Source organism: Pseudomonas brassicacearum, from assembly GCF_000585995.1.
In the GTDB taxonomy this organism is placed as follows: domain Bacteria; phylum Pseudomonadota; class Gammaproteobacteria; order Pseudomonadales; family Pseudomonadaceae; genus Aquipseudomonas; species Aquipseudomonas brassicacearum_A.
Map to the genome: position 1 here is coordinate 5,099,994 of NZ_CP007410.1, position 25,399 is coordinate 5,125,392.

Consider the following 25,399-nt stretch of genomic DNA (forward strand, 5'->3'; position numbering starts at 1 on the left):
GGTCGGGTGGATTTTGTGTGGTAACGTCCGCGCCCGCAAAAACCTTCTGGCTGTTTCCGAATCGTCGAAATCGATGAAAAAAGGTCCGCTCCAGCTAGGTCGCGGCCTACAGCGTAGTTCCACGTTTCGCACACAAATTACGCACAGGCTTATCCACAGGTAGTACGTTGCAATCACCCCCCAAAACGCATTATCTTGTAGCCCGCCGCGTAAAAAACCCTACATGTAGGGTTTTCGGCCAAAAACCAAACACAAGTTGGACAGAGAATTCAAGCGTTTTTCGTGCTTCTGTTCACCTGAAACACCGCATTTCCAAAAGCCCAGACCGCCCCTGCGGATGGTAGCTGTTTCAAGGTCGAAAACGACCAAAACGGTACGGGTGTTGCAGTCCATTGCTGCCACCCCAGAACTTCGGATGGAAGCGGTATTAAATGCCTGCTTCCTACTGTCCCGAAGTTGTTATGCCCGGCGCCAGCCGGTTGTAGTGCTTCAGGACGGAACGGTGGGCACCGTAATGGCGCCCAAACAAACATAGAGAACGTGGAGACACCCATGCACACCGACACAACTCGCGAGAACCCGCAGGGCACCGCGCCGCTGGCCGCCGATTCGAACCCGGATCTGTCCGCCACCGCGCCGGGCCAATTGCGCGTGATCAAGCGTAACGGCACTGTCGTTCCTTACACCGATGACAAGATCACCGTCGCCATCACCAAAGCGTTTCTCGCAGTTGAAGGCGGCACCGCTGCCGCTTCGTCGCGAATCCACGACACCGTGGCCCGCCTGACCGAACAGGTCACCGCGACCTTCAAGCGTCGCATGCCCTCGGGCGGCACCATCCACATCGAAGAAATCCAGGACCAGGTCGAACTGGCCCTGATGCGTGCCGGCGAGCAGAAAGTGGCCCGCGACTACGTGATCTACCGTGACTCCCGCGCCAAGGAACGCGCCATCCGCACCCCGGCCGACGCACCGGTGCAAGCGCACCCGTCGATCCGCATCGCCCGCGCCGATGGCAGCCTGGCGCCGCTGGACATGGGCCGCCTGAACACCATCGTCACCGAGGCCTGCGAGGGCCTGGAAGAAGTCGACGGCGACCTGATCCAGCGCGAAACCCTGAAGAACCTCTATGACGGCGTCGCCCTCAAGGACGTCAATACTGCGTTGGTGATGACCGCGCGGACCCTGGTGGAACGCGAGCCGAACTACTCCTTCGTCACCGCCCGCCTGCTGATGGACACCCTGCGTGCCGAAGGCCTGAGCTTCCTGGAAGTCGCCGAGAGCGCGACCCACCACGAAATGGTCGACCTGTACGCCAAGGCGTTGCCGGCCTACATCGCCAAGGGTATCGAATACGAATTGCTGAACCCGGTCCTGGCCTCCTTCGACCTGGAAAAACTCGGCAAGGCGATCAACCACGAGCGCGACCAGCAGTTCACCTACCTGGGCCTGCAAACCCTGTACGACCGTTACTTCATCCACAAGGACGGTATCCGCTTCGAACTGCCGCAGATCTTCTTCATGCGCGTGGCCATGGGCCTGGCAATCGAAGAGAAGCAACGCGAAGACCGCGCCATCGAGTTCTACAACCTGTTGTCGTCCTTCGACTACATGGCGTCGACCCCGACCCTGTTCAACGCCGGTACCCTGCGTCCACAGCTGTCGAGCTGCTACCTGACCACCGTGCCGGACGACCTGTCGGGCATCTACGGCGCGATCCACGACAACGCCATGCTGTCGAAATTTGCCGGCGGCCTGGGTAACGACTGGACTCCGGTTCGCGCGCTGGGCTCGTACATCAAGGGCACCAACGGCAAATCCCAGGGCGTCGTGCCGTTCCTCAAAGTGGTCAACGACACCGCGGTCGCGGTCAACCAGGGCGGCAAGCGCAAAGGCGCGGTCTGCGCCTACCTGGAAACCTGGCACATGGACATCGAAGAGTTCATCGAGCTGCGCAAGAACACCGGTGATGATCGTCGTCGTACCCACGACATGAACACCGCCAACTGGATCCCTGACCTGTTCATGAAGCGTGTCTTCGACGACGGCAAGTGGACCCTGTTCTCGCCGTCCGAAGTGCCAGACCTGCACGACCTGACCGGCAAGGCTTTCGAAGAGCGCTACGAGTACTACGAAGCCCTGACCGAGTACAACAAGATCAAGCTGTTCAAAGTCGTCCAGGCCAAAGACCTGTGGCGCAAAATGTTGTCGATGCTGTTCGAAACCGGCCACCCATGGCTGACCTTCAAGGACCCGTGCAACCTGCGCAGCCCGCAGCAACACGTGGGCGTGGTCCACAGCTCGAACCTGTGCACCGAGATCACCTTGAACACCAACAAGGACGAGATCGCGGTCTGCAACCTGGGCTCGATCAACCTGCCGAACCACATCACCGACGGCAAGCTCGACACCGCCAAGCTGCAACGCACCGTGAACACCGCCGTGCGCATGCTCGACAACGTGATCGACATCAACTACTACTCGGTGCCACAGGCGAAGAACTCCAACTTCAAGCACCGTCCGGTCGGCCTGGGCATCATGGGCTTCCAGGACGCCTTGTACCTGCAGCACATCCCGTACGGTTCCGATGCTGCGGTCGAGTTCGCCGACAAGTCGATGGAAGCGGTCAGCTACTACGCGATCCAGGCTTCCTGCGACCTGGCCGACGAGCGCGGCGCCTACGAGACGTTCCAGGGTTCGCTGTGGTCCAAAGGCGTCCTGCCGCTGGATTCGCAACAGATCCTGATCGCCCAGCGCGGCCAGAAGTACATCGACGTTGACCTGAACGAATCCCTGGACTGGGCACCGGTTCGCGCCCGTGTGCAGAAAGGCATCCGTAACTCCAACATCATGGCCATCGCACCGACCGCCACCATCGCCAACATCACTGGCGTGTCGCAGTCGATCGAACCGACCTACCAGAACCTGTATGTGAAATCGAACCTGTCGGGCGAGTTCACCGTGATCAACCCGTACCTGGTTCGCGACCTCAAGGCTCGCGGCCTGTGGGACTCGGTCATGATCAACGACCTGAAGTACTACGACGGTTCGGTGCAGCAGATCGAGCGCATCCCGCAAGAGCTCAAGGAGCTCTACGCCACCGCGTTCGAAGTGGACACCAAGTGGATCGTCGACGCCGCCAGCCGTCGCCAGAAGTGGATCGACCAGGCGCAGTCGCTGAACCTGTACATCGCCGGCGCCTCGGGCAAGAAGCTGGACGTGACCTACCGCATGGCCTGGTACCGTGGTCTGAAAACCACCTACTACCTCCGTGCCCTGGCCGCCACCAGCACCGAGAAGTCGACCATCAACACCGGCAAGCTGAACGCTGTTTCCAGCGGCGGCAACCACGGTGACGATTCGGTCCTGGCGGCTCCAGCCGGTCCGGCACCAGTGCCAAAGGCCTGCGCGATTGACGAGCCGGATTGCGAAGCTTGCCAATAAGCTGAGTGGGTGGGCGTGTAAAGACGCCTGCTGAAGAAACCCCCGATAGACCGCTGGTTTATCGGGGGTTTTCTTTTGGGTGGAGGAAAGTGGCGCCTGGCCTGACCCCATCGCGAGCAAGCTCGCTCCCACAGGGGCCTGTACACGCAGTTCAAAGGTGGGAGCGAGCTTGCTCGCGATGAGGCCGGACCAGGCACGACAAAACCTTCGCCCATGAAAAAGCCCCTCTTGCGAGGGGCTCCTTGTGCAGCGTCAAGCAACCATCGACATCAAGCCATCTGAATGATGGTCTGCATGATGGTGCTCTGGGTGGAGATGGTCTTGGCGTTCGCCTGGTAGTTGCTCTGGGCCTTGATCAGCTCGACCAGTTCGTTGGTCAGGTTGACGTTGGACTCTTCCAGGGAGTTGGAGACGATCGAACCCAGGGTGCCGGTTTCCGGGGCATCGTAGCCCGGGATGCCCGAGGCGAAGGTTTCCTTCCAGCTGGTGCCGCCTATCGGCTGCAAGCCTTGCTCGTTGGTGAAACTGGCGAGCGCGAGCTGGCCGATCGGCTTGGTCTGGTTGTTGCTGAAGTTGGCCAGCAAGACACCGCTGCCATCGATGGTCAGGTTGGTGATCTGGCCGGTGGCGTAACCGTTCTGTGCTGGAATCGACCGCGCGGTGTCGGCGTTGAACTGGGTGGTATTGCCCATGGAGATCGTGATGGTTGGCGCACTCGCGGCACCGTTGGCGGCCCATACGCCGTTGGTTACAGTGCCTGGCACCCAGCCAGTCAGTACCAAATCGCTGCTGGTGGACGCCGGAGGAGTGGTGACCGAGGCCAACTTCCCGCTCGAATCGAAGTTCATGGTCGAAGGGACCGGCGCAGTCGCGCCCGTCGTAGTCGGCAAGCTGCCGTTCAGGTTACGACCATCAATCAGCGTATAGACATTCCAGGTATTACCGGCCGTCTTGACCATGTACTGGTCCATGGAATGCTGGTTGCCCTGGGTGTCGTAGACCGGGGTAGTGAACTGCTTGGTGAAGGTGGCCGTATCACTCGGATTGAATGCCGCTGTGATCGCCGTCGCCGTCGAGTTCAGGTTGATCGTCGATGAAATCAGGCTGGTCGCACTCGGCGGCAGGTTGGAGGTGTCGATGCGCAGGTCGGTCAGGATCCCGTTCTGGATCTTGCCGTTGGCATCCACGCCATAGCCTTGCAGGCGGGCAGTGCCGTCACTGTTGGTGACGTAGCCTTCCTTGTCAGTCTTGAAGGTACCGGCACGGGTGTAGCTCAAGGAACCGTCGTTGCTCAGCACAAAGAAGCCGGAACCCTGGATACCCATGTCCAGCACGTTGCCGGTGTTGTTGACGTCACCCTGGCTGAACTGCTGGGAAACGTTGGCCAGGCGCACGCCGTTACCGACGGTCTTGCTGCCCGAGCCCAGCTTGGTGGCCGAGTAGACGTCTTCGAATTCCGCGCGGGACGATTTGAATCCGGTGGTCGCCACGTTGGCGATGTTGTTGCCGGTCACGTCCAGCTGTTTGTTGGCTGCATAGAGACCGCTAAGGCCGATATTGAAAGACATATTGCACTCCTTTTGCCGGGTTAGTCGGCTCTACATACCAATAGTTTGTACTTTGGACAGGGCAATGCTGCCCAGCCCGGCGAGGTTGAGCATCAGCTCGCCCCCTGTCTGGCTGATCGTCACACTGCTGACGGTGGCCGGCAGGTTGGTGATCAGCGATGTCGCCTTGCCGTCGATGGTGGTCGAGGCGGCGAAAGTGTAAGTGCCCGATTCGACCGTCGCGCCCGCGTCGTTCTTGCCGTCCCAGATGAAAGCGGAATTGCCGGCGTTCTGGCTGCCCAGGTCGATGGTGCGGACGGTCTTGCCATCCTTGTCCACGATCTTGACCGCGACGGAGGACACCGAGGTCGGTACCACCACCGTGCCGTTGAGGCTCTTGGAGGTATCGACCACGGCCTTGTCGCCTGGAGCGATGACCGAGCGACCTACCAGTGACGAGGCCTGCAAGGCCTGGGACGAGTTGTAGTTGCCGGCGATACCGCTGACGGTCTCGTTGAGGGTGGTGATGCCTTCCAGGCTGCTGAACTGCGCCAGCTGGGCAACGAACTCGCCGTTATCCTGGGGCTCCAGCGGGTTCTGGTTTTTCAGTTGGGTAACGAGCAATTGCAGGAACGCATCCTTGCCAAGCTCCTTTTTTCCCGTCGCCGCCCCCGTCACCGCCCCGAGGGTATCGGAGGTGTTGTTGGTCTTGACCGAGGAGTTAGCCAGAATCTCGTTGAGGCTCAAACCACTGGTGGTGTTAGTAACGCTCATGTGACTCGCCCCTTATCACTGACCCAGGGTCAGGACCTTCTGCATCATGGTTTTGGCGGTGTTCATCATTTCGGCGTTGGTCTGGAACGAACGACTGGCGGAAATCATGTCGGCCATTTCTTCGACGACGTTGACGTTCGGGTAGTAGACGTAGCCCTTGGCGTCAGCGGCCGGATGGTTCGGCTCGTAACGTGCCTCGAGGTTGCTCTGGTCTTCGACCACGCCGAGCACCTGCACACCCTGCCCGGCGGCGTCCTGGTTCTGGAACAGCGAGTCGCTGCCGCCGGATTGGCCGCCCTGGTACATGGTGGCGAATACCGGGTGACGGGCACGGTAGGTCTGGTCGATGCTCGACGAAACGGTCTCGGCGTTGGCGATGTTACTGGCGACGGTGTTCAGGCGAGTGGTCTGGGCACTCATGGCACTGCCGGCAATGTTGAATACGCTCGCGATCGACATGGATTACTCTCCGCGCAGGGCCGATACCAGCCCTTTGAACTTACTGTTGAGCAGGGTGAAGCTGGCCTGGAAGTTCACGGAGTTTTCCGCGTAGTTGGACTGTTCCAGTTGGGCGTCCACGGTGTTCTGGTCAATCGAAGGTTGCATCGGCGTGCGATACATCAGCGATTCGTCGCCATTGCCCAGTCCTTCGGCTTCGATATGACGGCTGTTGGTCATGTTCAAGGCGAAGTGGCCGTTCTTGGTCTTCTCGTTCTGCTCGGCGAGCACTTTGGAGAAGTCCAGGTCCCGAGCCTTGTAGTTCGGGGTATCGGCGTTGGCGATGTTGTTGGCCAGGACTTCGGCACGCTGGGCGCGGAAGCTCAGGGCCTGTTCGTGGATACCGAGCGCTTTATCGAAGCTGATGCTCATGTCGGAAACCTTTGGGTGACCAGAATTTACGTACGATGAACTTAGCAAGCGTCGTGCCACTTTCAAAAACCGCATAAACCGGGGCTTTGCGGGCATCGGCAAAGCGGCAATGCCAGAAAAGCGGCAATCGGCTTCCGCTGACTGCCGCTTTTCTGCCGCTTTCAGGGGGCATGCCAATCCATTGCGGGAACGAGTTTGCTCGCGATGGCGGTGGGTCAGCCTGCATTGATGTGGCATGTACCTCCGCTATTGCGAGCAAGCTCGCTCCCACATTTGATCGGGGAAGCCTGGATAAAAAGCGCATAAAAAAACGGGAGTCCCTGAGGACTCCCGTTTTTGACGACACTCGCGAATCACTTCGCCTGGTAGATGATCCCCGGACTGCACTGGACCATCTGATAATGATCCGGCAAACCGTTCAACGCCTCGGAGGCGCCGAGGAACAGGTACCCGCCAGGCTTGAGGGTGCTGTGGATACGCAACAGGATGTCTTTCTTCACTTCGGCGGAGAAATAGATCAGCACGTTGCGGCAGAACACGATGTCGAACTTGCCCAGGCTGGCATAGCTGTCCAGCAGGTTGAACGAGCGGAATTCCACACGGCTCTTGATCGGCGCCTTGACCGCCCAACGCCCCGGCCCTTTCGGGTCGAAGTAGCGTTGCAGACGATCAGGCGACAAGCCGCGGCCAATGGCCAGGCTGTCGTACTCGCCGGTCTTGCAGTTATTGAGCATGGTGCCGGACAGGTCAGTGGCGACAATCTGTACGCCCCCTTTCAACTGGCCGATGTTGGTTCGTTCGAACTCATCGATGGTCATCGACAGCGAATAGGGTTCCTGCCCCGATGAACAGGCCGCCGACCAGATCCGCAGGCGTTGACCCGGGCTGGCCTTGATGGCCGCCGGCAACACTCTGTTCTTCAACACCTCGAACGGATAGGTGTCACGAAACCACAAGGTTTCGTTGGTGGTCATGGCGTCCACCACCATCTCGCGCAAACCGCTGCGCGGCTGGGTCTGGATGCGCTGCACCAGTTCACCCAACGATTTAAGGCCCTGTTGCTCCATCAACTTGTTGAGACGGCTCGACACCAGGTATTGCTTGTTCTCACCAAGCAAAATGCCACAGGCTTTTTCCAGGAAGACCCGGAACTGTTCGAAATCCAAATTACCCGTAGACAAAGTACCGCCTCTTTCATTGTGTTGGCTTGCCGGGCGCACAGCGCGCCCAACCTTTATTCTGCTGCCTTGATCCGATCGACTACCCGGGAAGCCAGGTCATCAGGCCGGAACTTGGCCAGGAAGTCATCGGCACCGACTTTCTTGACCATCGCCTGGTTGAAGACCCCGGACAACGACGTATGCAAGATAATATGCAGCTTTTGCATGCGCGGGTCGTTGCGGATTTCCGAGGTCAGGGTGTACCCATCCATCTCCGGCATTTCAATGTCGGAGATCATCATCAGGAACTCCTCTTCCGGCTTCTTGCCTTCATCGACCATCGCACGCAGGTAATCCAGCGCCTGCCGTCCATCGTTCAATGCGACCACTTCGACGCCGATCGTCTGTAGACACCGAGTGACCTGTTTACGTGCCACCGAAGAATCATCGACGGTCAGCACCCGCAACGAGATCGCCTTGTGCTGGGTCTCGGCATCCACTACACCCACGGAGATCGTCTCCGTGGTCGGCGCCACTTCGGCGAGGATTTTCTCCACGTCGATGATTTCCACCAACTGGTTATCGACCCGAGTCACCGCCGTCAGGTAGTGATCGCGGCCGGTGCCCTTGGGCGGTGGATGAATCTCTTCCCAGTTCATGTTGACGATGCGCTCCACCGAGCGAACCAGGAAACCCTGGGTCTTGGTGTTGTACTCGGTGATGATCACGAACGGATTGCTCTGGTCCAGCAGCCGGCCGGAACCGGTCGCCATGGCCAAGTCGAGAATCGGGATGGTCGCGCCCCGGATATTCGCTACACCGCACACGACAGGATTGGACTTGGGCATCAGGGTCAGCTTAGGACATTGCAGCACCTCGCGGACCTTGAATACGTTAATTCCATACAACTGCTGCCCATCGAGACGGAACAGCAACAGCTCCAGGCGATTCTGACCAACCAGCTGTGTACGCTGGTTTACCGAGTCCATTACTCCCGCCATGCCCTGACTCCTACCTAACGCTAATGTGTCCGACGCGCATTCATCACTAAACGGCACGGGGCTTGCTATTCAACCGGCATGAACGCACAAACGACATTTTCTCGACGCCTGATCACTCACTGCCGCCATTGGCTCGGTGCACTGTTGGCTGTCTGCCTGTTCACTTCGGGCGGTCCTGCCCATGCTGATGTTCCGGTTACCTTGCCTGATCTCCTTATCGGCGTCACTCAGGGCTTTCTTGAATTCACCGTAGAAGACTATCTGGCCACCAGTCAAACCGAAGGTCGCTACGAAATCGAAGTCAATCAACTCGACCCGCGCCTGCGCATGCCAATGTGCGACAAGGAATTGACTGCTTCGCTGGAGAGCCCGGCCAGGCCCCTGGGTCGAGTCACAGTGAAGGTTCGTTGCGACAGCGCCGCGCCCTGGACGGTGTTCGTACCCGCTCAAGTGCGCCTGTTCCGCGAGATTGTCACCACCACCCGTCCGCTCAAGCGGGCCGGAATTGTCGAGCCTCAGGACGTCATGCTGCGTGAACGGGACATCAGCCAGATCACCCAGGGTTTCCTGACCTCCGTCGATCAGGCGATCGGCCAGAAACTTGTCCGACCAATGGTCGCCGACCAGGTCGTTACCCTGGTGCACCTGGAACAGGCTGAAGTAATCCGCAAAGGCGACCAGGTGGTCATCACCGCTCGCAGCGGGACCTTGGCGGTGCGGATGCCGGGCGAGGCCCTGTCCAAAGGCGGCATGCATGAACAGATTCGGGTAAAAAACCTCAATTCCCAACGAGTTATCAAGGCGCAGGTAATAGCCCCTGGCCAGGTGGAAGTGGCTATGTAGCGATTGGGTAGAAATGGGTAGAGAGCTGGCGCTTGACCCGGGTGTTCCCTAGACTGTGCCTTACGCAAAGGCAAGCGCAGACGTGCGCACGCTCATTGAATAAATGGGCCTAAAGTTTTTTTGGGGATGGCCGAAAACATGGCAAGCGTCCAAATACCCAGAGGTTTTTTACCATGGTCATCGATTTCAATCGTTTAAACAGCTCTTCACCGTTGACAGGCACTACGCGCACCAAGGCCAGCCAGGAAACTGCCGAAGCCGGCAAGTCCGTACCGGTCGAACAGGCCAGCACTGTCAACAACGGGGAGTCGGTACACCTCAGCAATGAGGCTCAGCAGTTGCAGAAGGTCACTGACAAGCTGCGCGATCAACCTGTCGTCGACAACGCCCGAGTGGCCGAGTTGAAAGCAGCAATCGCCGATGGCAGCTACAAAGTCGACAGCAACCGCGTAGCCAGCAAACTGCTCAACTTCGAAGCCCAGCGCTAGGCCACCGCCAGCGCCAGGCTTTTGGACGCTAAGACCCAAGGCCAGCCATGCACGACACTCATTTATTGCAACTGATCACCGACGACTTTGCTCCAGCGCAACAATTGCTGGAGTTATTGCAGACCGAATCCCTGGCCCTGCACGGTCGCGACATGCCTTTGCTGGAAACTATTCTGGCGCAGAAGCAGGCATTGATCATTTTGCTCGATCAGCATGGCCGCAAGCGCAGCGAGATTCTCGCCAGCCTCAACTTGCCCACCAATAATAGCGGCCTTGAACAACTGGCCAGCCAATCATCGGTTGGCGATCAGCTATTGTCCCAGAGCCAGGTGCTTAATGACCTGCTCACCCAGTGCCAGGCCGCCAACGCGCACAATGGTCAGTCGATCCAGACCCAGCAAGCCGCCACCGCCAACCAGTTGCGCATCCTCAATGGCGGTGAAATCCCGACGCTTTATGACGCCCGCGGCTCGACCGCCAGGATGGTCAAGCACCGGCCGCTAAGCCAGGCATGAAACGAACAATGCTTGCGCCCTATCAACGCGCGATACATGCTGGCAAAATGCTAGCCATTCGTAGTCGTATTTTGCCTGGAGATTGACCCACCGTGTTCAATGCCTCAAACGCGGATGATGCTCCGCAGCCACCCAAGGTCCTCACCACGCCCCTGGAAATCGCCGGCAACCTGCGGATGCTGCAAGATAGCCACGACCCGCTGATCATTACCTTCCACGAACGCACCCAGCGCTTCCAGAGTTACCTGGTGGATGTCGATCGCGAGAGCAACGCCATCGCGCTGGACGAAATGATCCCCCGGGACGGTGAACGCTTCCTGCTGGCGGGCGAACCATTTCGTGTCGAGGGTTTTCATGACGGTGTACGCATCGCGTGGGAAGGCAACGGCCCGCTGACCATCGATGAGTCCAAAGACGGTCGTTGCTATCGCGGCGCCTTGCCCGAAGAAGTGGTTTATCACCAACGCCGCAACGCCTTCCGCGCCGCCCTGAAGCTGGCGCAGCTGGTGAGTGTCGAGCTGGGCGGTGACAAGCTCAAGTCACCGGTGGATGGCAAGTTATTGGACATCTCCGCCACTGGTTGCAAATTGCGCTTCGAGGGCGACATCACCGAACGCCTGCAGTTGGGCCAGGTCTATGAGCGCTTCATCGCCGCCCTGCCCTTTGGCAACATGACCGCGCCAGTAGAACTGCGTTACCTGCACTTCGAAGAAAGGATCAACACCACCTTCGCCGGTGTGCGCTTCCACAATATCAGTGGCCTGGTGCAGCGCCAGGTCGAGCGTTTCGTCTATCAGTTGCAGCGCGAAGCCCGGCGTTTCGATAAAGACGACCTCTGATCTTCTTCACGCCATGAAAAAAACGGGCAGTCCCTTGCGGTGACTGCCCGTTTTTTTATGGCTGACTCAAGGCCTGGCCTGAGTGAAATCGGGGCTCGTCGGCTCGTCGCTTGCCTCTTCGGCGGCAGCTTCCTCCATGACCGGTTCTTCGTCGACCGGCTCTTCCGTCGGCACAGGATCGACGTGCATCTGCTCCTGCACCACCTGTTCGTCCACCCGGGGATCGAGGCACGCCACCAGAGGCGAACTGGACATGCTGTCCGGCATCGCCACGTGATGCAGCGGTGCGTCGTCGACCTGGTGCAGGTTGGTCACCGCCTTCGGCCGGATTCGCCACACCAGCACCAAGGCGAAGAAGGCAAAAAAGGCATAGAGCATCTGGCTGCCGAACATTTTCATCAGCACCCCTGCTACCAGCGGTCCGATACTGGCGCCAACCCCATAGGTCACCAGCAGCATCGCGGTCAGGGATACCCTTCGATCAGCTTCGACGTGGTCATTGGAAAATGCCACCGCCAGCGGATAAAGGCAGAACTGCACCAGCGAACAGAAGAACCCCGCGACAAACAGCACTTCCAACGGCACCGTCGGCAGGATCGCCAGCGGCAGCGCACAGACCGTCAGGACCAGCGCAAAGCAGCGGATCAGCAGCGCCCGGTCATATCGATCGGACAGCCAGCCCAGGGGCCACTGAACCAGCAACCCAGCAAAGATGCAGCTACCCATGAACAGACCCACCTGCTCGGTCGACAGCCCCTGCTGAGAGGCATACAAAGGCGCCAGGCCATAGAACGAGCCGACGATCAGTCCCGAGCCCAGCACCGTACTCAATGACTGCGGCACGCGCTTGATGAAAAAGCGCGGCTCCATGGGCGCCGGATGCAGCGCCGCCGGGTGAATTCGCCGGGTCAGTGTCACCGGCACCAGACACAAGGCAAAGCACAGCGCCACCAGCATCAGCAGCTCCAGGCCAAGGGCCGGGTGCATGACCAGGATCAGTTGACCCAGCACTAGCCCCAGGTACGAGGCGATCATGTAGCCGCTGAACACCGCTCCGCGCTGTTTGGCATCGGCCTGCTCGTTGAGCCAGCTCTCGATGACCATGTACTGGCACATCATGCCCAGGCCGACAATCATCCGCAGCACGATCCAGGCCGGCAGCCAGTTCACCAGGCCATGGCCCAGCACCGCCGCACCGACGATCCCGGCGCAGGCCGAATAGGCGCGGATATGCCCGACCCGGGCAATCAGCCGATGGCCGATTTTGCCGCCCAACACCAGGCCGAAATAGTTGGCGGCCATCAGCGCACCGACCCACAGGCTGTCCACGTGGTCGGCGGCCAGACGCAAGGCCAGGTAAGTACTCAAGAGGCCGGAGCCGATCAACATCATCAGCGAGGCGAAATAAAGCGCTCGAAAAGGTTTCCAGATTTGGCGCATCGGCGTTCCGAGCGGCTCCTTGAGGTAAGTAAGGGCTATCGGTGACGATAGCCCTAATGCGACGGTTCGTTATGCCTGGGCCGCTAGAACACGCCGCTCCCAGGGCGTGATTTCATCAAAGAAGCTGGTCAGTTCCAGGGTCTTCGAGGCGATGTAGCCTTCGATGAACTCCGTCCCGAACAGTTCCTTCGCCAAATGACTACGCTTCAGACGCTCCAGGGCAGCATGCAAGGTACATGGCAGCGACAGATTATCTGGCACTTCGAACTCACCCTGGATCGCGGCGCTCGGTTCCAGCCGGTGTTCAATGCCATAAAGGCCGGCTGCCAGACTGGCGGCAATCGCCAGGTACGGGTTGGCATCCGCCCCCGGCAAACGGTTCTCGACCCGACGGGCAGCTGGCGAGCTGGCGGGAATGCGCAAGCCGGCCGAGCGATTGTCATGGGACCAACAGGCATTGTTCGGTGAAGCAAACGGATGACACAGGCGCTGGTAGGAATTCACGTTCGGCGCGAACAGCGCCGTAAAATCCGCCATGCCAGCCTGTTGCCCGCCGATGAAGTGCCTAAAGGCAGCAGTCGGTTCGCCCGCCGCGTCGCTGAACACGTTGTGACCGCTGTCCAGCTCGACGACGCTCTGATGGATATGCATCGAACTGCCCGGCGTATGGGCCAAGGGCTTGGCCATGCAGACCACGGTCAGGCCATGCTTGAGCGCCACTTCCTTGAGCAGATGCTTGAACAGGAATGTCTGGTCGGCCAACAACAAGGGGTCGCCGTGAAGCAGATTGATCTCGAACTGGCTCACGCCCATTTCATGCATGAACGTGTCGCGGGGCAAGCCCAGCGCTGCCATGCATTCATAGACCTCACTGAAAAACGGGCGCAGGCCATTGTTGGAGCTGATGCTGAATGCCGAATGGCCGTCTTCGCGCCGTCCATCCAGGCCCACCGGCGGCTGGAATGGCTGGGTCGGGTCCGGGTTGGGCGCAAACACAAAGAACTCCAGCTCGGTGGCCACCACCGGCGCCAGGCCAAGAGCTGCATAGCGAGCGATAACGGCCTTGAGCTGGCCGCGCGTGGAGAGCCGGGAGCTTTCACCGGTCAGCTCATCAGCATCGCAGATCGCCAGGGCACGCGGTTGTTGGCTCCAGGGCAGGGGGTGGATTTGTTTCGAATCGGCCACCAGTGCCAGGTCACCATCATCGCTGCCGTAGAAACGTGACGGCGGATATCCCCCCATGATGCATTGCAGCAACACCCCTCGCGCCATCTGCAACCGCCGACCTTCGAGGAAACCCTCGGCCGTCATCACCTTGCCGCGCGGCACGCCATTCAAATCCGGCGTAACGCATTCAATCTCATCAATGCCCGTCAGTCGCTGCGCGAGTGAACGCTGGCCATCGGTCGTCATGACGCAATCCTTGTTATGTGCGAGCCGCGAACGGCAACCCGTACAAAATAGGCTTCAGCTGTTCGGAATATCAAGCACCCCGAGACAATAAACCCGGAGAGTGGAAATCAGGATCCAGTGTGGGAGCGGGCTTGCTCGCGAATGCGGTGTATCAGTCATACATTCGCTAACTGACAATCCGCATTCGCGAGCAAGCCCGCTCCCACAGGTTTTGTGTTGATAGGGTATTTGCGCACGGCTGGTTCAGGGCAGATAAAGCCGGAACACCCCACCGCCGAGCACTCCGCCATTGGCAATCTCAGTGCGCCCGCACACGCCGCCGCGCTGATGCAGCCCGGCAATCCGCGCTGCAAAGTACAAGCCCAGCCCGGTGCTGCCGCTGCTGTGATTGATGCCCTGCACATAGTCGGCCTGACGCTCGATCATCTCCGGCGGATAACCTTCGCCGTCATCATTGATGGTCAGCACCAGTTGCCCGGCCTCGTCGCTCACACTGATCAGCAACGTTTGGCGCGCATGGCGAATCGCATTGTTGATGCTGTTGTCGAGCACCGAAGCAATCAGCTCGCGATCGAAAAAGCCCAAGGGGCTGAGCGGATCGACTTCGTAGGTGGCCATGATCCCGCGGCTACGGAACACCTCCTGATGGCCAGCCAGTTGCGCCTCGATGAAGTCATCCAGCTCATGGTAGGCCGGATGCAACGGCAACTGGTTGACCCCGAGTTTGTACAGCCCCAGCAGTTGCACGAGCAAGCCGTTGAGGTGAGCGAACTCGAACTCCATGACGCCCTGCTCCGAGCTCTGCCGCTCGGGATCGGGCAAACGCTCGAGCCATTGCGTATGCGCCTGCATGAGCAAGGTCAGGGAGTTCTTCATGTCGTGCACGGTAGATGCGATCACCGTGGAAAAATCGAGTGCCTGTTCGCTGTCATTCATCGCCAAATGCCTTGCTTCGCAGTTTCTGATAACGCGCAAAACGCGCATCGGTATCGGGCATCATGCCCACCAGTTTCAGGCAGGCGCGGCATTCCTGCAGCAGCTCCGACTCCACGCTGGTATCGGTGCCATGCAGCAGGGACTGCGCCATGTTCAGGGCAATACTGATGTTCTTCGGTTGCAGCTTCAGGGCGCGGCGGAACAGGTCCCGCGCCTGCGGCAAGTCGCCGGTCTTGTAGACGCGCACGCCGTCGCGGTTCAGCTCGGCGGCGGCATTGCCTTGATTGAGGATGTTCGGATCATCGGTCAGCTTGGCGATGCCTTGCATCACCGTCGGGTCGTCGCCGTAGATTTCCGCGCAGTTCTTGAGCATCGATTCGCCGGCACTGGCCTGGCCGAGCATTTGCAGCTGCTTGGCCACCAGCAACGCGGCTTCGGCACTCATGAACTGCTCCATGCCATCAAGACGCTGCATGGCCTGTTCAGTGAGCTTTTCGGCGGTTTCGGCGTCATTGAGCAGCAGGCTCGTGGCCTTCATCAGCCGCGCCCGCACCTGTAGCCCTGGGTCGTTGAGGTTTTCTTTCGCCACGGCGCTGAGGGTCGTATTGATCTCGAGCCGGGTGCGGGTATCCAGACCTTTCTCACTGCCCTTGCTGATCAGTGCGTGGGCCAGGCCGAGGTTGCTTTCCGGATCCTTGAAGCGCGACTGCGCGCCCTGCCCGACCGCCTGGCGATAGGCCTTGGACGCCGTCTCGTAATCCTCGTTGGTCATCGCCAGCTTGCCTAACAGCGATTGCCGTCGCACCGCCAGTGGCGATAGGCGAACGGCTTCTTCCAACACGTGCTGCGCTTGCTTCGTGTCGCCTTCGGCCACCAGCACTTCGGCCATGCCGTCGTATAACGCAGGCATCATCGGAAATACTTTCAAGGCCTTTTCATAAACGGCCTTGGCTTGCCCCACTTGCCCGCGCTTGAACATCAACTTGCCCAGGCCAACATAGGCCCACGGCAACGGTCGGTCGGCCAGAATGGTGTTGTACAGACGCTCCAGGGCTTCGTTCTGATTCAGGTCGCGCAGCGCATCGGCCCGATAACGTAGGCACAACGGCCCGTAGCGCGGGTCCTGCTTGCACAGGGCGATGCAGGCATTGAGCACGTCCATTGGCTTGCCCCGATCAAGGGCTTGCAAGATCGGCTTGAGCAAAGTCTTGCGCTGCTCGAGTCGCTCCAGCCGCTGAGCCAGGCCGGAGCGATTGAACGGTTTGGTCAGGTAGGCATCGGGTTCGTGCTCCAGGGCACTGAGGACCATTGCCTGGCTGCTTTCAGCCGTCACCATGAGAAACACACTCTCATGGCTGATCAGCTTCTCGACCATCAGGTCTTCAAGCACCTGCTGACCGTTCTTGCGGCCGTCGCCCAGGTGATAATCCTGCAAGATGAAGTCATAGCGCTTCTGCGAGCACATGCGCAGCGCCACTTCACCGGTATCAGCGGTGTCCACATCCTTGACGCCCAGCTCACGCAACATGGACCGAACGGAGCTGCGGAAATCCGAGAAATCATCGACGATCAGAAAACTTTTTTGGTGGTACGCCAGCATCGAGGATGTCCAGGCAAGTAAGAAGATAACCCAATGGCAAAACAACGAAACGCCGTGTCACAGCCCGCAGGGCGCGCAGATGATAGCCACCAGCCACTCCCGATCAAGGGTTTTCCGAACCTCTTGCCCTGGCTGTGTCGTGGCGCACATTGCGAGCCGTTCCTGCGCGCCGAAACGCCGGAGAAAACAGGGCTCATCAGGTTATCGGCCGCAAATGGCGTTCCGTTAAGCAGAGAGTATGGAAGAGATTGGGCAGGGTTGGCGTCAGGAAATATGGTGTCCCAGGGCAGGTTCGAACTGCCAACCTTCCCCTTAGGAGGGGGATGCTCTATCCAATTGAGCTACTGAGACACAAGTCGACCACGAGAACCGCGGTGCGAAGGACGGCGTGCATGTTAACGGTCGGCCCTGCGTTTGTCATGTCGTCCATGGCTTTTTAAGTGTAGGCAAATGGTTCAACTCGCCCGTATCACAGGCCGAAAAGACCACGCATCCGACTGCCACTCATCTACCTCTGGAGGGTTCACGCTAGTAAATCGGCCAATTGCCACTATCCTATACAAACCAAGGACGCGAACGCCTTTGCCCTGTTCCGATTATCCGCCGGACGGTATGGCACATAGACACGATGCGATGGTCACAGATGCAGACCTGTTGATTTTTCAAACCAGTCCGCATTTTTTGATGAAGGGTACTGGCATAACGCCTTTACCCGGATCAATATTTGTCACAGAATTGGCGCCAATGATCTGGCAATTTTGAGGCATGATGCGGGCCTCTTAACAATTCAGGTTGAACATTTGGTTACGGGCCTTGTCCTATCGACATCCCGCGGCCAATCCCGAGAACCGCTCCCCTGAACTAACCGGTTAAATATATGCGCCCATTGAAACAGGCAGTTTATTCCAGCCGTACGGCTGACAAGTTCGTCGTACGTCTGCCAGACGGAATGCGGGAACGCATTGCCGAGGTGGCTCGCAATCATCACCGCAGCATGAACTCTGAAATCATCGCGCGCCTTGAGCAAAGCCTTATTCAAGAAGGCGCGTTGGGTGAAGAGCTCAGCATGCGCCTGGACAGCCCGGAGCTGTCATTACACGAGCGCGAGCTGCTGCAACGCTTCCGACAACTCTCCCATCGCCAGCAGAACGCTCTTGTTTCGCTGATTGCCCATGATGTAGAAATGGCCGCAGACGCGTCCTGATCGCACCCAAGATCTTAAAGCCAGCCTTGTGCTGGCTTTTTTTTGCCTGGGGTTTGGCCTCGAACTGAGTTTTCGAACCCCCATAAAAAAGCCCGCCAGATAGGCGGGCCTTTTTGATCTGCGATTCAGAGCAGGAAAATCGTCGCCAGCCCCAGGAAAATAAAGAACCCGCCGCTGTCGGTCACGGCAGTGATCATCACACTGGCGCCCATGGCAGGGTCACGTCCCATGCGGGCCAGGGTCATGGGAATCAGTACCCCCATCAACGCCGCCAACAGCAAGTTGAGTGTCATCGCGGCGGTCATGACCACCCCCAGTGACCAGCTGCCATAGAGCAGATAAGCCACCACACCGATCACCCCTCCCCAAATCACACCGTTGATCAAGGACACGGCCAGTTCCTTGCGCATCAGTCGCGATGTGTTGCCGGTACTGACCTGATCCAGCGCCATGGCACGGACGATCATGGTGATGGTCTGGTTGCCGGAGTTACCACCAATCCCGGCGACGATAGGCATCAGCGCCGCGAGCGCCACCAGCTTCTCGATAGAACCCTCGAACAGGCCGATGACCCGGGAGGCGACGAAAGCCGTAATCAGATTGATCGCCAGCCAGGCCCAACGGTTACGCAGGGATTTCCAGACCGACGCGAAGATGTCTTCTTCTTCGCGCAAACCGGCCATGTTGAGGACTTCGCTTTCGCTTTCCTCACGAATCAGGTCAACCATTTCATCGATGGTCAGACGGCCGATCAGCTTGCCGTTCTTGTCGACCACCGGTGCAGAAATCAAGTCATAACGTTCGAACGCCTGGGCCGCATCATAGGCGTCTTCGTCCGGGTGAAAGCTCACCGGATCGCTGGCCATGACCTCGGCCACTTGCTTTTCCGGATCGTTGACGAGCAAACGCTTGATGGGCAGCACGCCTTTCAGCACGCCGTCGTAATCGACTACAAAGAGTTTGTCGGTGTGGCCCGGCAGCTCCTTGAGACGGCGCAGGTAACGCAATACCACTTCAAGGCTGACATCCTCGCGGATCGTCACCATCTCGAAGTCCATCAGCGCACCGACCTGCTCCTCGTCATAAGACAACGCCGAGCGCACACGCTCACGTTGCTGGCCGTCGAGGGTTTCCATCAGTTCGTGGACGACGTCCCGTGGCAGTTCGGGCGCCAGGTCGGCGAGCTCGTCGGCGTCCATCTCCTTGGCCGCTGCCAACAGCTCGTGATCATCCATGTCGGCGATCAGGGTTTCACGAACCGAGTCGGACACTTCGAGCAGGATGTCACCGTCACGGTCGGCCTTGACCAACTGCCAGACCGTCAGACGCTCTTCCAGTGGCAAGGCTTCAAGAATGTAGGCGACGTCGGCGGAGTGCAGATCATCGAGCTTGCGTTGCAACTCGACGAGGTTCTGCCGATGGACCAGGTTCTCGACCCGGTCTTGATGCGCGCCTTCCTGGCGATGCGTCAGGTCTTCAACGACCCGCTGCCGATGCAGCAGCTCAACGACTTGAGCGAGACGGTCCTGAAGGCTTTCCTGCGTTTTTTTTACTTCTACTTGGGTCATAGGCGAACTCCACTCCCAGCAGTGGAGCACGCCGGAAGGATCAATCAGTTAATTCATGATTGGCAAAGCAAAATTTTGAGTAACTACTGGGTAAGTCCATGGATATATTCCAAAGCCCCGGCGGGGCTGACGGGCGCAATGATACACCGCTTGAAGCTTTAAAACGTTAAAAAATCACGGCAAGAACAAGCGCTTGCGAGACAAACCTGAACGCAGGCTGAACCTGTGTTTTTACGACGACTTATCCTGAAAAGAAAACACACGCCCCGGCAAAAATGTAGCGGCTAGCCTTTTCCTCTTCATCGTCAAGGAGGACACCCGCATGTCTGTCAGCCATTATCTGTTTTTACTCGCCGCCCTGCCCTGCCTGCCCTTGTGGGCCGCCGGGCAGACCGTGCATCGCTGTGAAAATAACGCAGGGCACGTGACATTCACGACGTTGAGTTGTGCACCAGGAGAGGATCTGTCGCTTCAGGAAATCCATCCCTTCAACGTGGGTACAACCGAGCCAAAGACCCATTCAATGCTGCCCGAAGCGGAGTTTCGGCAAACATCCAGCAACAAAACCAAACGCAAGGAACCGACTGTGGTCGGCCAGTTCGAAGACCGCTGCGGGAATCTGATCAGTGCCAGACAACGCCGCGAAGCGATCATGGACAAGCGAGTCGTCACCGGCATGAGCCAACAGGACGTAGAGAGCGCCCTGGGTAAGCCAGACTCAATCAAGACCCGCAATTCGAGCACACGGTATACCTACAAGGCGAAGAAAGGCCGCAGCGCCGAGATCGTGTTTGATGAAAGAGGGTGTGTAAAAGGCAAATCGTAGACAGCAAAAAGCCCGCGTTAAACGCGGGCTTTTTGGTGTTTGGTGCACTCGACAGGATTCGAACCTGTGACCGCTCGGTTCGTAGCCGAGTACTCTATCCAGCTGAGCTACGAGTGCAAGTTGTGGTTTTATACCAGATCACAACTGGTTGAAGCCAAGTTATTTGCATTGCTGCAAACAACTCTTAAATGGTGCACTCGACAGGATTCGAACCTGTGACCGCTCGGTTCGTAGCCGAGTACTCTATCCAGCTGAGCTACGAGTGCATTTGTTGCCGCGCATTATAGGTCGTCAAATCCTTTTGTAAAGCGCTTTATTCTGTAAATTCAATCACTTACTGAACAAGCCGGGTTTTGACGCACTAAACGAATAATGGCGGAGAACGGGGGATTCGAACCCCCGACACCCTTTTGAGGTGTACTCCCTTAGCAGGGGAGCGCCTTCGGCCACTCGGCCAGCTCTCCGCAACACGGGGCGTATATTAACCACCTTCATCCCCGTTTGCAAACATAAAAATCGATAAAAATTAATGGCTTGGTTCGTCGTCCTTCTCTTTCTTGATACGCAGGTAAATTTCCTCCCGGTGCACAGCGACCTCTTTCGGGGCGTTGACGCCAATACGCACTTGGTTTCCTTTGACGCCAAGCACGGTCACGGTGATTTCGCCATCACCGATAATCAGGCTTTCTGCGCACCGACGAGTCAGAATCAGCATACCTTTCTCCTCACGCGATTCACTTAAGGGACAACAGTCTGCAAAAAAAAGGCATTGGACCGACAACCGAAACGGTCGCAGCCTACAGGCCTAGTATTGACCAGCGCGGGCAAAAGAACAGTTTTGGAACGCGCCATTCAAAAAAACAAAGGGCGCGGTATGACCGCGCCCTCAAGGCAACGCTTTATTCGCCCTGGCGGGCAGCAGCGTCGAGTTCGAAAGCCGTATGCAGGGCGCGTACGGCCAGTTCCAGGTACTTCTCTTCAATCACCACGGAAACCTTGATTTCCGAGGTAGAGATCATCTGGATGTTGATGCTTTCCTTGGCCAGGGATTCGAACATGCGGCTGGCCACGCCTGCGTGAGAGCGCATGCCGACACCGACGATCGAAACCTTGGCAATCTTGGTATCACCCACCACTTCCCGGGCACCGATCTCGCCAGCCGTCTTCTTCAATACAGCTTCTGCGGCCTGGTAGTCGTTGCGGTGCACGGTGAAGGTGAAGTCGGTGGTGTTATCGTGCGCGACGTTCTGCACGATCATGTCGACTTCGATGTTCGCGGCACTGATCGGGCCGAGAATCTTGAACGCCACGCCGGGGGTGTCTGGCACGCCACGGATGGTCAGCTTGGCTTCATCGCGGTTGAAAGCGATGCCGGAAATGATCGGCTGTTCCATGGATTCCTCTTCATCAATAGTAATGAGGGTGCCCGGACCCTCTTTGAAGCTGTGCAGAACGCGCAGCGGAACGTTGTACTTGCCAGCGAATTCAACCGCCCGGATCTGCAACACCTTCGAGCCGAGGCTGGCCATTTCCAGCATCTCTTCGAACGTGATCTTGTCTAGGCGCTGGGCCACAGGCACCACCCGTGGATCGGTGGTGTAGACCCCATCCACATCGGTGTAGATCTGGCATTCATCAGCCTTGAGGGCCGCTGCCAGCGCCACGCCAGTGGTGTCGGAGCCGCCACGGCCAAGGGTGGTGATGTTGCCGTGCTCGTCCACGCCCTGGAAACCGGCGACCACTACAACGCGGCCCGCCTTCAGGTCGCCGCGAATTTTCTGATCGTCGATCTGCAGAATACGCGCTTTGTTGTGCGCGCTGTCTGTCAGGATACGGACCTGATTACCGGTGTAGGACACCGCCGGCACACCGCGCTTGATCAGCGCCATGGCCAGCAAGGCAATGGTCACCTGCTCGCCGGTGGAAACGATCACGTCCAGTTCGCGAGGAACCGGTTGCTGGTCGCCGCTGATTTGCTTGGCCAGATCGATCAGACGGTTGGTCTCGCCGCTCATTGCCGACAGCACAACCACCAGGTCATCGCCCGCTTCACGGAATTTCTTAACCTTGTCGGCGACCTGTTCGATTCTCTCGACAGTGCCGACCGAGGTGCCTCCAAATTTCTGTACGATCAAAGCCATTTCAAAGCCGCCTCTGCCCATGAAGGGCGCCCAATAATCACTCAACAGCGGCCGGGCTCGCCACTAGACCGCAAGCCCGGAACGCTGTCTTAAATACCCTGCTCTACAAATGCAACGGTCTGGGCCAGTGCCGCGTCCAGTGCGCCGGCGTCGGTACCGCCGCCTTGCGCCATGTCTGGACGACCACCACCCTTACCGCCCACTGCCGCAGCGGCCTGCTTCATCAAATCACCGGCCTTGAGTTGGCCAGTCAGGTCTTTGGTCACGCCTGCGACGAGAACGACCTTTTCCTCATGGACACTGCCGAGCAGGATCACTGCGCGGCCGAGTTTGTTCTTCAGCTGATCGACCAGCGCCAGCAGTGCCTTGCCATCCTGGCCGTCGAGACGCACGGCCAGTACTTTCACGCCCTTGACGTCCACGGCCTGGGCCGACAGATCGTCGCCCGCGGCGCTGGCGGCCTTGGCCTGCAACTGCTCGAGTTGTTTTTCCAGCAGACGGTTGCGCTCCAGCACAGCCGACAGCTTGTCGATCAGGTTGTCGCGACTGCCCTTGATCAGGCTCGCCGCTTCCTTGAGTTGTTCTTCGGCGGCGTTGAGGTACGCCAGGGCCGCAGCGCCGGTGACTGCTTCGATACGCCGCACGCCGGACGCCACGCCGCCTTCACTGATGATTTTCAGCAGGCCGATGTCGCCGGTCCGGTTGGCGTGGATGCCACCGCACAGCTCCACGGAGAAATCGCCCATGCTCAGCACGCGCACGCTGTCGCCATACTTCTCGCCGAACAACGCCATCGCGCCCTTCTGCTTGGCGGTCTCGATGTCGGTTTCTTCGGTTTCTACCGGAGAGTTCTTGCGAATCTCGGCATTGACGATGTCTTCCAGCGCCTTGAGTTGCTCAGGCTTGATGGCTTCGAAATGGCTGAAGTCAAAGCGCAGGCGCTGACTGTCCACCAAAGAGCCTTTCTGCTGGACGTGCTCACCCAGTACCTGACGCAGTGCAGCGTGCAGCAAGTGAGTGGCGGAGTGGTTCAGCGACGTGGCGTGACGGACCTCGGCGTCGACATGAGCGGCCACCGGGGCGGCGATCATCAGGCTGCCCGACGCCAACACGCCGTGGTGCAGGAACGCGCCGCCGGTCTTGGTGGTGTCACGCACGTCAAAACGCGAGCTGCCGGCCTGCAGGTAACCACTGTCACCGATCTGGCCACCGGATTCGGCGTAGAACGGCGTCTTGTCCAGCACGATCACGCCTTCCTGGCCTTCACTCAGGATGTCGACCGACTGCCCGTCCTTATAGATCGCAACGATCTTGGCCGAACCGGTGGTGCCAGCGTAACCGGTGAATTCGGTGGCCACGTCAACCTTGACCAGGCTGTTGTAGTCCATGCCGAAGGAGCTGGCGGAACGCGCACGCACCCGCTGGGCTTCCATCTCGCGCTCGAAACCTGCCTCGTCGAGGGTCAGGCTGCGTTCGCGGGCGATGTCGCCGGTCAGGTCCATCGGGAAGCCGTAGGTGTCGTACAGCTTGAACACCACATCGCCCGGTACCACGTCGCCCTTGAGTTCGGCCAGGTCCTGCTCGAGGATCTTCAGGCCTTGCTCCAGGGTCTTGGCAAATTGCTCTTCTTCAGCCTTGAGCACGCGCTCGATGTGCGCCTGCTGGGACTTGAGCTCCGGGAAGGCCTCGCCCATCTCGGCGACCAGCGCCGCGACGATCTGATAGAAGAAACTGCCCTTGGCGCCCAGCTTGTTGCCATGGCGGCAGGCGCGACGAATGATCCGGCGCAGCACATAGCCGCGGCCCTCGTTGGACGGCAGCACACCGTCGGCAATCAGGAAGCCGCAAGAACGGATATGGTCGGCCACCACTTTCAGCGAAGCCTGGTTGTCGTTGGTGCAACCGATGGCCTTGGCCGAAGCGCTCAGCAGGCTCTGGAACAGATCGATTTCGTAGTTGGAATGAACGTGCTGCAGCACCGCACTGATCCGTTCCAAGCCCATACCGGTGTCGACCGACGGCGCTGGCAGCGGATGCAACACGCCATCGGCGGTGCGGTTGAACTGCATGAACACGTTGTTCCAGATCTCGATGTAACGGTCGCCGTCTTCTTCCGGCGAGCCAGGTGGGCCGCCCCAGATGTCGGCGCCGTGATCGTAGAAGATCTCGGTGCACGGGCCACACGGGCCGGTGTCGCCCATGGTCCAGAAGTTATCGGAGGCGTAAGGCGCGCCTTTGTTGTCGCCGATACGCACCATGCGCTCGGCCGGGACACCGACCTCTTTGGTCCAGATGTCATAGGCTTCGTCATCGCTGGCGTAGACCGTTACCCAGAGCTTCTCCTTGGGCAGGTTCAGCCACTTGTCGGAGGTCAGGAAGGTCCAGGCGAAAGTGATGGCGTCGCGTTTGAAATAGTCACCGAAGCTGAAGTTACCCAGCATTTCGAAGAAAGTGTGGTGACGAGCGGTATAGCCGACGTTTTCCAAGTCGTTGTGCTTGCCGCCGGCACGCACGCACTTCTGGCTGCTTACCGCACGGGTATAAGCACGTTTTTCCTGGCCCAGGAAACAGTCCTTGAACTGGTTCATCCCCGCGTTAGTGAACAGCAGGGTCGGGTCGTTGCCCGGGATCAAAGAGCTGGAGGCTACTCGGGTGTGGCCTTGCTCTTCGAAGAAGCGAAGGAAGGCTTCACGGATTTCTGCGCTTTTCATTAGGTTCTTCCACGGAGGCTGCGGCCAAAGGCCTGTGCAAAACGTCAACAGACGAAGCAACGGCAAAGGGCCGCATTAT

General features: G+C 58.8%; 21 protein-coding genes and 4 tRNA genes. 7 read left to right on the top strand and 18 right to left on the bottom strand.

Translation table 11 applies throughout. The features are described 5' to 3' along the window. The first annotated feature begins 552 nt into the window (after positions 1–552). Positions 553–3,444, top strand: coding sequence for a ribonucleoside-diphosphate reductase subunit alpha (locus tag CD58_RS21800; RefSeq protein ID WP_025215081.1), 2,892 nt, complete (start codon positions 553–555; stop codon positions 3,442–3,444). A 269-nt stretch (positions 3,445–3,713) separates the two neighbouring features. Here the strand turns inward: CD58_RS21800 and flgE are convergent, their stop codons facing one another. The 6 genes from flgE to CD58_RS21830 all read right to left on the bottom strand — a co-directional run bounded on the left by flgE (position 3,714) and on the right by CD58_RS21830 (position 8,796). Continuing rightward, positions 3,714–5,012, bottom strand: a complete 1,299-nt coding sequence (gene flgE, locus CD58_RS21805; protein ID WP_025215082.1) for a flagellar hook protein FlgE — start codon at positions 5,010–5,012, stop codon at positions 3,714–3,716. Positions 5,013–5,042: 30 nt separating this feature from the next. Further along, entirely contained in the window at positions 5,043–5,765 is a 723-nt protein-coding gene (flgD, locus tag CD58_RS21810; RefSeq protein ID WP_025215083.1) for a flagellar hook assembly protein FlgD, read from the bottom strand. Positions 5,766–5,780: 15 nt separating this feature from the next. Further along, positions 5,781–6,224 (bottom strand): flagellar basal body rod protein FlgC, encoded by a 444-nt coding sequence (flgC, locus tag CD58_RS21815; protein ID WP_025215084.1) that lies wholly within the window; start codon positions 6,222–6,224, stop codon positions 5,781–5,783. Between the two features lie 3 nt (positions 6,225–6,227). Further along, the gene (gene flgB / locus CD58_RS21820) at positions 6,228–6,635 is read right to left on the bottom strand and encodes a flagellar basal body rod protein FlgB (RefSeq protein ID WP_003204732.1); all 408 of its coding nucleotides are present in this window, start codon (positions 6,633–6,635) and stop codon (positions 6,228–6,230) included. 353 nt (positions 6,636–6,988) lie between these two features. Next, the gene (cheR, locus tag CD58_RS21825) at positions 6,989–7,816 is read right to left on the bottom strand and encodes a protein-glutamate O-methyltransferase CheR (RefSeq protein WP_025215085.1); all 828 of its coding nucleotides are present in this window, start codon (positions 7,814–7,816) and stop codon (positions 6,989–6,991) included. A 53-nt stretch (positions 7,817–7,869) separates the two neighbouring features. After that, positions 7,870–8,796, bottom strand: a complete 927-nt coding sequence (locus CD58_RS21830; RefSeq protein WP_025215086.1) for a chemotaxis protein CheV — start codon at positions 8,794–8,796, stop codon at positions 7,870–7,872. Between the two features lie 78 nt (positions 8,797–8,874). On the opposite strand from CD58_RS21830, the gene flgA reads away from it, so the two are divergent. The 4 genes from flgA to CD58_RS21850 all read left to right on the top strand — a co-directional run bounded on the left by flgA (position 8,875) and on the right by CD58_RS21850 (position 11,481). Continuing rightward, positions 8,875–9,639, top strand: a complete 765-nt coding sequence (gene flgA / locus CD58_RS21835) for a flagellar basal body P-ring formation chaperone FlgA (protein ID WP_025215087.1) — start codon at positions 8,875–8,877, stop codon at positions 9,637–9,639. A 173-nt stretch (positions 9,640–9,812) separates the two neighbouring features. Continuing rightward, positions 9,813–10,127, top strand: coding sequence for a flagellar biosynthesis anti-sigma factor FlgM (gene flgM / locus CD58_RS21840; protein WP_025215088.1), 315 nt, complete (start codon positions 9,813–9,815; stop codon positions 10,125–10,127). Between the two features lie 47 nt (positions 10,128–10,174). Beyond that, positions 10,175–10,642: a flagella synthesis protein FlgN gene (locus CD58_RS21845; RefSeq protein WP_025215089.1), complete on the top strand. Its 468-nt coding sequence runs from the start codon at positions 10,175–10,177 to the stop codon at positions 10,640–10,642. A 92-nt stretch (positions 10,643–10,734) separates the two neighbouring features. Next, positions 10,735–11,481, top strand: a complete 747-nt coding sequence (locus CD58_RS21850) for a flagellar brake protein (RefSeq protein ID WP_025215090.1) — start codon at positions 10,735–10,737, stop codon at positions 11,479–11,481. 66 nt (positions 11,482–11,547) lie between these two features. Here the strand turns inward: CD58_RS21850 and CD58_RS21855 are convergent, their stop codons facing one another. The 5 genes from CD58_RS21855 to CD58_RS21875 form a co-directional block, all read right to left on the bottom strand. Next, positions 11,548–12,921 carry an MFS transporter gene (locus CD58_RS21855; protein WP_025215091.1) on the bottom strand — a complete coding sequence of 458 codons (1,374 nt, stop codon included), beginning with the start codon at positions 12,919–12,921 and terminating at the stop codon, positions 11,548–11,550. Positions 12,922–12,990: 69 nt separating this feature from the next. Then, entirely contained in the window at positions 12,991–14,232 is a 1,242-nt protein-coding gene (locus tag CD58_RS21860) for a glutamine synthetase family protein (protein ID WP_162178171.1), read from the bottom strand. 345 nt (positions 14,233–14,577) lie between these two features. Beyond that, on the bottom strand, positions 14,578–15,270 hold the full coding sequence (locus CD58_RS21865) for a sensor histidine kinase (protein WP_025215093.1): 693 nt from the start codon (positions 15,268–15,270) through the stop codon (positions 14,578–14,580). Then, the gene (locus tag CD58_RS21870; RefSeq protein ID WP_025215094.1) at positions 15,263–16,870 is read right to left on the bottom strand and encodes a tetratricopeptide repeat-containing response regulator; all 1,608 of its coding nucleotides are present in this window, start codon (positions 16,868–16,870) and stop codon (positions 15,263–15,265) included. Before CD58_RS21870 ends, CD58_RS21865 begins: the two co-directional genes overlap by 8 nt. 274 nt (positions 16,871–17,144) lie before the next feature. Beyond that, positions 17,145–17,221: transfer RNA gene (locus CD58_RS21875), tRNA-Arg, on the bottom strand. Between the two features lie 526 nt (positions 17,222–17,747). Between CD58_RS21875 and CD58_RS21880 the strand changes: the two genes are divergently transcribed. Beyond that, on the top strand, positions 17,748–18,074 hold the full coding sequence (locus CD58_RS21880; protein WP_025215095.1) for an Arc family DNA-binding protein: 327 nt from the start codon (positions 17,748–17,750) through the stop codon (positions 18,072–18,074). A gap of 125 nt (positions 18,075–18,199) precedes the next feature. Here CD58_RS21880 and mgtE read toward each other — a convergent pair whose 3' ends face one another. Next, positions 18,200–19,642, bottom strand: coding sequence for a magnesium transporter (mgtE, locus tag CD58_RS21885; protein WP_025215096.1), 1,443 nt, complete (start codon positions 19,640–19,642; stop codon positions 18,200–18,202). A gap of 322 nt (positions 19,643–19,964) precedes the next feature. Here mgtE and CD58_RS21890 point away from each other — a divergent pair, with 322 nt between their 5' ends. Next, positions 19,965–20,468 (top strand): hypothetical protein, encoded by a 504-nt coding sequence (locus CD58_RS21890; protein ID WP_025215097.1) that lies wholly within the window; start codon positions 19,965–19,967, stop codon positions 20,466–20,468. A gap of 40 nt (positions 20,469–20,508) precedes the next feature. Here CD58_RS21890 and CD58_RS21895 read toward each other — a convergent pair. The 6 genes from CD58_RS21895 to alaS all read right to left on the bottom strand — a co-directional run bounded on the left by CD58_RS21895 (position 20,509) and on the right by alaS (position 25,320). Further along, positions 20,509–20,585: transfer RNA gene (locus CD58_RS21895), tRNA-Arg, on the bottom strand. Between the two features lie 72 nt (positions 20,586–20,657). After that, positions 20,658–20,734 (bottom strand) — tRNA-Arg (locus CD58_RS21900). A 107-nt stretch (positions 20,735–20,841) separates the two neighbouring features. Beyond that, positions 20,842–20,932 (bottom strand) — tRNA-Ser (locus CD58_RS21905). A 62-nt stretch (positions 20,933–20,994) separates the two neighbouring features. Next, on the bottom strand, positions 20,995–21,183 hold the full coding sequence (csrA, locus tag CD58_RS21910; RefSeq protein ID WP_003178872.1) for a carbon storage regulator CsrA: 189 nt from the start codon (positions 21,181–21,183) through the stop codon (positions 20,995–20,997). Positions 21,184–21,367: 184 nt separating this feature from the next. Next, positions 21,368–22,609, bottom strand: coding sequence for an aspartate kinase (locus tag CD58_RS21915; RefSeq protein WP_025215098.1), 1,242 nt, complete (start codon positions 22,607–22,609; stop codon positions 21,368–21,370). 89 nt (positions 22,610–22,698) lie between these two features. Then, complete coding sequence (gene alaS, locus CD58_RS21920) at positions 22,699–25,320, bottom strand: alanine--tRNA ligase (RefSeq protein ID WP_025215099.1); 2,622 nt, start codon at positions 25,318–25,320, stop codon at positions 22,699–22,701. Positions 25,321–25,399: the final 79 nt, after the last annotated feature.

What these genes read in the sequence shown, in the direction of transcription:
- CD58_RS21860 (WP_162178171.1), bottom strand. Translation starts at nt 14,232, where the DNA reads ATGACGGCCGAGGGTTTCCTCGAAGGTCGGCGGTTGCAGATGGCGCGA.
- flgD (WP_025215083.1), bottom strand. Translation starts at nt 5,765, where the DNA reads ATGAGCGTTACTAACACCACCAGTGGTTTGAGCCTCAACGAGATTCTG.
- CD58_RS21915 (WP_025215098.1), bottom strand. Translation starts at nt 22,609, where the DNA reads ATGGCTTTGATCGTACAGAAATTTGGAGGCACCTCGGTCGGCACTGTC.
- CD58_RS21890 (WP_025215097.1), top strand. Translation starts at nt 19,965, where the DNA reads ATGTCTGTCAGCCATTATCTGTTTTTACTCGCCGCCCTGCCCTGCCTG.
- flgM (WP_025215088.1), top strand. Translation starts at nt 9,813, where the DNA reads ATGGTCATCGATTTCAATCGTTTAAACAGCTCTTCACCGTTGACAGGC.
- CD58_RS21880 (WP_025215095.1), top strand. Translation starts at nt 17,748, where the DNA reads ATGCGCCCATTGAAACAGGCAGTTTATTCCAGCCGTACGGCTGACAAG.
- alaS (WP_025215099.1), bottom strand. Translation starts at nt 25,320, where the DNA reads ATGAAAAGCGCAGAAATCCGTGAAGCCTTCCTTCGCTTCTTCGAAGAG.
- CD58_RS21855 (WP_025215091.1), bottom strand. Translation starts at nt 12,921, where the DNA reads ATGCGCCAAATCTGGAAACCTTTTCGAGCGCTTTATTTCGCCTCGCTG.
- mgtE (WP_025215096.1), bottom strand. Translation starts at nt 19,642, where the DNA reads ATGACCCAAGTAGAAGTAAAAAAAACGCAGGAAAGCCTTCAGGACCGT.
- CD58_RS21845 (WP_025215089.1), top strand. Translation starts at nt 10,175, where the DNA reads ATGCACGACACTCATTTATTGCAACTGATCACCGACGACTTTGCTCCA.
- flgC (WP_025215084.1), bottom strand. Translation starts at nt 6,224, where the DNA reads ATGTCGATCGCGAGCGTATTCAACATTGCCGGCAGTGCCATGAGTGCC.
- CD58_RS21800 (WP_025215081.1), top strand. Translation starts at nt 553, where the DNA reads ATGCACACCGACACAACTCGCGAGAACCCGCAGGGCACCGCGCCGCTG.
- flgE (WP_025215082.1), bottom strand. Translation starts at nt 5,012, where the DNA reads ATGTCTTTCAATATCGGCCTTAGCGGTCTCTATGCAGCCAACAAACAG.
- CD58_RS21830 (WP_025215086.1), bottom strand. Translation starts at nt 8,796, where the DNA reads ATGGCGGGAGTAATGGACTCGGTAAACCAGCGTACACAGCTGGTTGGT.
- flgB (WP_003204732.1), bottom strand. Translation starts at nt 6,635, where the DNA reads ATGAGCATCAGCTTCGATAAAGCGCTCGGTATCCACGAACAGGCCCTG.
- CD58_RS21865 (WP_025215093.1), bottom strand. Translation starts at nt 15,270, where the DNA reads ATGAATGACAGCGAACAGGCACTCGATTTTTCCACGGTGATCGCATCT.
- csrA (WP_003178872.1), bottom strand. Translation starts at nt 21,183, where the DNA reads ATGCTGATTCTGACTCGTCGGTGCGCAGAAAGCCTGATTATCGGTGAT.
- CD58_RS21870 (WP_025215094.1), bottom strand. Translation starts at nt 16,870, where the DNA reads ATGCTGGCGTACCACCAAAAAAGTTTTCTGATCGTCGATGATTTCTCG.
- flgA (WP_025215087.1), top strand. Translation starts at nt 8,875, where the DNA reads ATGAACGCACAAACGACATTTTCTCGACGCCTGATCACTCACTGCCGC.